Origin of the sequence: Mycobacterium sp. (genome assembly GCF_032162105.1) — a bacterium.
Classification (GTDB): domain Bacteria; phylum Actinomycetota; class Actinomycetes; order Mycobacteriales; family Mycobacteriaceae; genus Mycobacterium.
This window is the reverse complement of the sequence record NZ_JAVRPS010000227.1, coordinates 1-7077: the sequence shown is the minus strand read 5'-3', so window position 1 is coordinate 7077 and position 7077 is coordinate 1. Positions and strand designations below refer to the sequence as shown.

The 7077-nt window shown below is 67.1% G+C and carries 6 protein-coding genes; all 6 read right to left on the bottom strand.

Translation table 11 applies throughout. The features are described 5' to 3' along the window. Window positions 1–942 (bottom strand): ABC transporter ATP-binding protein (locus QOC69_RS11435; protein WP_526439443.1); only part of this gene is annotated, 942 nt, incomplete at its 3' end. Further along, a complete protein-coding gene (locus tag QOC69_RS11430) occupies window positions 939–2894 on the bottom strand; it encodes an ABC transporter ATP-binding protein (RefSeq protein WP_526439441.1) in 1956 nt (651 codons plus the stop codon). The genes QOC69_RS11435 and QOC69_RS11430, both read right to left, overlap by 4 nt. 129 nt (window positions 2895–3023) lie before the next feature. Continuing rightward, window positions 3024–4904, bottom strand: coding sequence for an ABC transporter ATP-binding protein (locus QOC69_RS11425; RefSeq protein WP_526439439.1), 1881 nt, complete (start codon window positions 4902–4904; stop codon window positions 3024–3026). A 128-nt stretch (window positions 4905–5032) separates the two neighbouring features. Next, window positions 5033–5578: a chromate transporter gene (locus tag QOC69_RS11420; protein WP_526439436.1), complete on the bottom strand. Its 546-nt coding sequence runs from the start codon at window positions 5576–5578 to the stop codon at window positions 5033–5035. After that, the gene (locus tag QOC69_RS11415; protein WP_526439434.1) at window positions 5575–6153 is read right to left on the bottom strand and encodes a chromate transporter; all 579 of its coding nucleotides are present in this window, start codon (window positions 6151–6153) and stop codon (window positions 5575–5577) included. Before QOC69_RS11415 ends, QOC69_RS11420 begins: the two co-directional genes overlap by 4 nt. Then, on the bottom strand, window positions 6146–7077 hold a 932-nt coding region (locus tag QOC69_RS11410), incomplete at its 5' end, for a phospholipase D-like domain-containing protein (RefSeq protein WP_526439432.1). The genes QOC69_RS11415 and QOC69_RS11410, both read right to left, overlap by 8 nt.

Sequence of the window (7077 nt, the reverse complement as noted above, 5' to 3'; positions counted from 1 at the left end):
CCGCAGATACAGCAGGAAGGCGGTCAGCGTGCCCAGGGTCATCTCGCCCTGCAGCACCCGGTAGCCGCCGTAGAGCAGCACGATCCCCGTGGTGATGTTGCCGACCAGTCGCACGCCCGGCATGAAGACCGCGAGCAGCCTGAAGGCCTTCTCATTGATGGTCTTGTACTGGTCGGCGACGTCTTCGAAGATCTCCTGGTTGCGCGGCTCGCGGCGGTAGGCCTGCACGGCCTTGATGCCCGTCATGGTCTCGACGAACTGCACGATCACCAGCGCGGCGCTCTCTCGCACCTTCAGGTAGGTCTTCGACGACTGGGTGCGGAACCACCACACCAGCAGCACCAGGATCGGGAAGGCGCACAGGCACATCAGGCCAAGCCGCACGTCGAGCACGATGAGCAGCACCGCCGTACCGCAGAGCGTCAGGATGGCGGTGATCAGACCGTCGAAACCGGTCTCCAGCATGTCCTGGATGGCCTCGACGTCGTTGGTCGAGCGGGCGACCACGCGGCCGGAGGTGTAACGATCGTGGAAGGCGACGTCGAGGCGCTGGAAGTGCCGGAAGATCCTGCGGCGCAACTCGAGTAGAACCTCTTGACCGATCCGCCCGGAGCGGCGCAGGAAGTACATCCGGCTGACGGCCTGCACCAGCACCACGCCACACAGCGTGGCTACGATCAGCAGCAGCTCCCGCGTCGAGTCGCCCGCCACGATCGGCGGGATGCCGTGGTCGATGCCGCGCTGCACCAGCAGTGGCACGGACAGCCTTGCGGCGTTCTCCACCACGACGACGATCGCCAGCAGTGCGACGGCGGTGGCGTAGGGCCGCAGCAGGGAGTACAGCAACGTACGGGCCTCGCGGCGGCGCGAGATCGATTCGTCGATGGGCAGGTCGTCGTCGTCGTTCGTGACGGCCCGTCCGCGCCAGTCCGTCGTCGTCATCTCTTCTCAGCCTCCGAGGCGACGAAATCCCGGTCGCCACCGACCTTCTCGGCTGCCTCCCGCTCCTGGTACAGGTGGTCGAGCCGGCTGCGGTCCTCGTCCTGCTCCCAGTCGCAGCTGCGCTCGACGTCCTCGTCGAGGTCGTCATCGGCGGCCAGCAGGTAGCGGTATTCCGGTGCGTCGGAAAGCAGTTCGGCGTGCGTGCCGACGCGTGTGATGGTCCCGTCCTCGATCAGGGCAACCCGATCGGCGAGCAACACCGTCGAGGCGCGGTTCGCGACGACCAAGCCCGTCACCGACCCCTGGCCATTTGCTTCTCGCGTCCGCAGCACCCGCCGTAGCGCCTCGGTGACCACGGCCTCGGTGTGCACGTCGAGCGCCGACAGGGTGTCGTCGAGCACGAGGATCGATGGAGCGGCGAGTAGCGCCCTGGCCAGCGAGAGCCGTTGCCGTTGTCCGCCGGACAGGCTCATGCCTTGCTCGCCGATGCGGGTGTCCAATCCGAACGGCAGGTCGTAGACGAAGTCGGCGGCGGCGACCTGGATGGCCTGCGCCATCTGTGCATCGGTCGCCGGGTTCTCCCTGCCACGACCCAACTTGAGGTTCTCGGCCACCGACATCGAGAACAGCGTCGGATCTTCGAACGCGGTGGCCACCGCCTGCCGCAGGGCAGGCAGCGACAGCTCGCGGATGTCGGTTCCGTCGAGAAGGATCGCACCCTCGATGACGTCGTACAGCCGCGACAGCAGTGCCACCAGCACCGACTTACCGGAACCGGTCGATCCGACCAGGGCGAGCGTCTCGCCGGGTTCGACGGTGACGTTCACGTGGCGCAGTGCCCATTGCTCAGCGTCGGGAAAGCGGAAGCCGACGTCGACGAGTTCCAGGCGGCCACCGCGCGGGGCGTCGTGTTCCGGGCCGTCGGTGATCTCGCGCGGCGCGTCGAAGATCTCGGCGACGCGGTTGGCCGCCGTCATGGATTCCTGCGTCATCGACAGCAGGAAGCCGAGCGAGGCGATCGGCCACACCAGGGACAGCATCATCGTGATGAATGCGACGAGTGTGCCCATGGTGACCAGCCCGTTGCCTGCCGCGTAGGCGCCAAGGCCGAGCACGACGATGAGGCTGATGCTCGGGATGGCCTCGAGCAGCGTCCAGAACTTCGCCGACACGCCGACCTTGCGCACCTCGGTGTCGAACAGGGCGGTGGCGCGCTCGTCGAACCGCTGGTAGGCGTACTCCTCGCGACCGAACGCCTTGACCACCCGCAGCCCGAGCGCCTGCTCCTCGACGTGGGTCGCGACGTTGCCGGACTGGTCCTGCGCGGCGCGGGAGAGCTTGGTGAACTGCCGCTGGAAGTGCAGCACGGTCGCGGTGATCGGCACGATCGACACCACCACGACGACACCAAGCGGCCAGTACATCGCCAGCAGGATGCCGGTCACCACGACGATCTGAATGACGTTGAGCATCAAGAACAGCAGCCCGAACGACAGGAACTGGCGGATGGTGCTCAGGTCGTTCATCACGCGCGACAGCAACTGACCGGACTGCCACTGGCCGTGGAAGGACATCGGCAGGATCTGCAGGCGGGCGTAGAGGTCCTTGCGGATGTCGGCCTCGACGCCCATGGTGGCGCGGGCCACCAGCCAGCGACGGATGAACCACAGCACGGCCTCCGACACCAGGACTGCCGTGGCGGCGGTGCCGAGTACCCACAACTGCTGCTGATTCTGATGGCGGACGGGGCCGTCGATCACGGCCTTGGTCATCAGCGGGATCGTCACGGTGGCGGCCAGGCTGAGGAGTGCGGCGACGAGCATGGCGGTCCAACGCACCCGGTAGGGCAGCAGGTAGGGCAGCAGCCGAAGGATGTCCGACGAGGATCTGATCCGGCGCGGCGGCGGCGCTATCGCCGGCTCGGAGCGAAGCCCCGATTCCCGAGCGCGCATCTGACCACCTGCTCCTCGCGTGCGCACAAGTCCACCCATCAACTCTTGTTTATCTCGTGCCTCCGACATCGGCGACGCCGTCGATCCCCGCTTCCAAGGTTCCCACGAAGCACAACTAATTAACCTGCATCACGCCGCGGCCGTGTCGTCGCGGAACTGGGTCTCGTACAGGTCGGCGTACCGCCCGCAGCGGCCGAGCAGTTGCGCGTGGGTGCCACGCTCCACGATGCGGCCGTCCTCGACCACCAGGATCTGGTCGGCCGCGCGGATCGTCGACAGCCGGTGAGCGATCACGATCGACGTGCGGCCGGTCAGCGCCTCCGTCAACGCCTGCTGGACGGCGGCTTCCGACTCCGAGTCCAGCGACGCCGTCGCCTCGTCGAGCACCACCACCCGGGACGACCCCAACAGCAGGCGTGCGATGGTGAGCCGCTGCCGCTGACCACCCGAGAGCCGGTAGCCACGCTCCCCGACGACGGTCTCCAGCCCGTCCGGCATGTCCGCCACGACGTCGGCCAACCTGGCCCGGCGCAACGCGTCCCACAACTGATCGTCGTCGGCGTCGGGAGCCGCCAGGGTCAGGTTCGACCGGATCGACTCGTGGAACAGGTGACCGTCCTGCGTGACGACGCCGACGGTTTCCTTCAACGACGCGAACGTCAGGTCGCGCACGTCGGCACCCGACAGCCGCACCGCTCCCGACGACACGTCGTAGAGCCGGGCCACCAACGAGGCGATGGTCGACTTGCCCGCGCCCGACGAGCCCACCAGGGCGACCAGCTGTCCGGGCAGCGCCGTGAACGAAATACCGTGCAGCACTTCATCACCGCCGCGGTCGTCGAGTACCGCCACCTCCTCGAGTGAGGCGAGCGACACCTTGTCGGCCGACGGGTAGCCGAAGCGGACGTCGTCGAACTCGACGGACACTGGACCGTCGGGAACCGGCACCGCGCCCGGCCGCTCACGGATCAGCGGCGTCAGGTCCAGCACCTCGAACACCCGGTCGAAACTGACTAGGGCACTGGCGATCTCGACGTGCGCGTTGGCCAACGCCGTCAATGGTGCGTAGAGCCGGGTCAGCAGCAGAACCAACGAGACGATCGCACCCGCCTGCAGTTGTCCGCCGATGGCCAGCACCCCGCCAAGGCCGTACACCAGCGCCAGCGCGAGGGCCGACATCAGGGTCAGCGAGTTCATGAAGGTGGCCTGCAGCATCGCGGTGCGCACCCCGATGTCGCGGACCCGGTCCGCGCGCGCCGCGAACTCGTCGGACTCCCTGGCCGGATTGCCGAACAGCTTGACCAGCGTCGCGCCTGGCGCCGAGAAGCGTTCTGTCATCTGGGTATTCATCGTCGCGTTGTAGATCGCGCTCTCGCGGCTCAGCGTCGCCATGGTGCTACCGATGCGGCGGGCGGGCAGCAGGAACAGCGGGGTCAACACCAGCGACAGCGCGGTGATCTGCCACGAGATGCTCAGCATCACGGTCAGCGTCAGCGCCAGCGTGACCAGGTTGGACACCACGCCGGACAGCGTGTCGGAGAACGCGCGCTGCGCGCCGACGACGTCGTTGCCGAGGCGGCTGACCAGCGCGCCGGTGCGGGTTCTGGTGAAAAACGCCACCGGCATCCGCTGGACGTGGTCGAACACGGCGGTCCGCAGGTCCAGGATCAGGCCCTCGCCGATGTTGGACGACAGCCAGCGGGTCAGCATCCCGACCGCGGCCTCGGCCAGTGCAACGGCGGCGATGATCGCTGCGATGACCACCACGGTGGCCGGTTGACCACCGTGCACGATCGCGTCGACCACCCGGCCCGCCAGCACCGGGGTGGACACGGCCAGCAGCGCACCCACCATGCTGACCGCGACGAAACCGCCCAGCCGGCGGTGGTGGCGCGCCGAGAACCGCCAGATCCGCTTCAGCAGGGTGCGGTTGGCCAGCGCGCGCAGGTCACCGCCACGGGCCCTCACCTGCAGGCGCAGCGTGTGTCGCGCCGCCATCTCTATGCTCACTTGATCACCGTAAAACCTCAACAATGGATTAGGTCAATTCACTCCCCCGGCGCGCCCCCTTGCGATTTGGGCGCGGAGACCGTCGCTCTCAGCGAACGTGAGCGCGCCCAGATCGCACGGAAGGGGGCCTAGACGATGCCGAAGTAGCCGATCACCCCGGCGATGGCGACGATGAACAGCGGGTTGATCTTGCTGCGCACGAAGATCAGCGTGCACACCCCGGTCAGCGCGTACGCCCGCCAATCGTGGTCGGCGGCCCGGCTCATCACCAGCGACGAGGCCAGGATCAGACCGACGGTCAGTGGCGCGAAGCCCTTCTCGACGGCGATCCGCCATTTCGACTCCTCGGCCTTCTGCCAGAACAGCGTGATGCCGTAGACCAGCGACGCGGCGGGGATCACCATGGCCGCCGTCGCGATCACGCCGCCCAGAATCCCGCCCGCGACGCCGCCGACCGGCAACCCGGCGGCGTAGCCGATCATGCCGACGATGAGGATGCTCGGACCCGGCGCGGTCTGCGAGATCGAGAAGAGGTCGGCGAACTGGCCGTTGCTCACCCAATGGTCCTGGTTCACGGCCCGAAGATGCATCTCCGGTAGCACGGCGTTGCCGCCGCCGATCGACATCAGCGACAGGGAACCGAACAGGACGACGAGTTGCAGATAGGTGCTCACGCCCTGGCCTCGTCCCGGCGCCCCCTGGGCCACGCCCAGATGAGGGCGAGCGGCGCGACGATGCCAAGCACTCCCAGCAGCGGCCAGCGCAGCACGCCGTTGAGCACGAACGCGAGCCCGAACAGCGCCACCGGGATCACACCGGTCAGGCACTTCTGACCGGTCTTGACCACCATCGCCAGCGTGAGCGCCACGGCCGCCGCGGATGCCCCGTGCAACACCCCCTTGACCGCGGGCACTTCCTTGAACTGGAAGTAGAGCCACGCCATGAACAAGACGATCGCCAGCGGCGAGAGACACAACCCGACGACGGATGCGACCGCCCCGGGCATTCCGCGCATCTTGGTGCCGGTGAACACGGCCATGTTGACCTGGTTGGCGCCCGGCAGGATCCGGCACATGGTCATGGCGGACAGGAACTCTTCCTCGCCCATCCACTTCTTCTCGACGACGATTATCTCCCGCGACCACGCGGACAGCCCACCGCCGAACGACGCCAGCGCGATGTGGTTGAACGTCCACGCGAGTTCGAGCAGCGAGATGTCGTCGGATTTCAGGGTCGGGGACTCATTCATGCACGAGTTCGGGGTCGTGCGGGAAGTCGTCCTCGTGATGCTGGGCCGAATCGAGCGGGTCGGGCGGGTCGTACTGGTGCGAGAGCCGCCAGTCCTCGTCGAAGACGGCCCTTAGCCGCGCGATGACGGCCGGGTCGGTGGTCGTGATGCCCAATTCGCGCCGCAGGTCGAAGGCACTGCGGTCGATGTTCATCGAACCGACCAGGGCCCGCTCGTCGTCGACGATCAGCAGTTTGGCGTGCACCCTGAGGTTCTTCTGCTTGTGCACCTTGACGCCGAACCGGCGCAGCGTGCGCAGCGAGGCGAAGGTGTCGAGCACGTCCCATTCACTGATGCCGTGCTTTCCGCCGCAGAGCACGTGCACCTTCACCCCGCGCTGCGCGGCGTCGACGATGCGGTCGAGGATCACCGCGTCGACGTACTTGGGGTGCTGGACGTCGAGTCGGTGGGTGGCGGAATCGATGAACTGGGCCATGTGCAGTCGTGAGTTGGAGTTGCTCCACGACAGGCCGTGGCTGTCCGACGGCTCCCAATCGCGGTGGCTCCAGTCGGCCTCGAACACCTCGACGATCTGGGCAACGTTTCGGGAGTCGTGGGTGATCACGCCGTAGTCGCGGGTCAGGGTGAAGTACTTCTCGCAGAGGTTGAACGTGGCGACCAGGGCCGCCTCCTCGTCGACGACGATCGACTTTTCGTGCGAGACATAGAACTTGGGGTTGGTCCACTGCACGTCGATCCCGGCGGCCAGGAACCGCTCGTAGGTCTCGTCATTGGCACGGTCCCCGCCGGACCGCGCCGCGTTCAGCATCACGCGCACGACGACGCCGGCGTTTCGGCGGCCGATGACGGCGGCGATCAGGTCTTCGGACGTGAAGGTGAACTGCTTGATCAGCAGCGACTTCTGCGCGGATTCGATGAATTCTC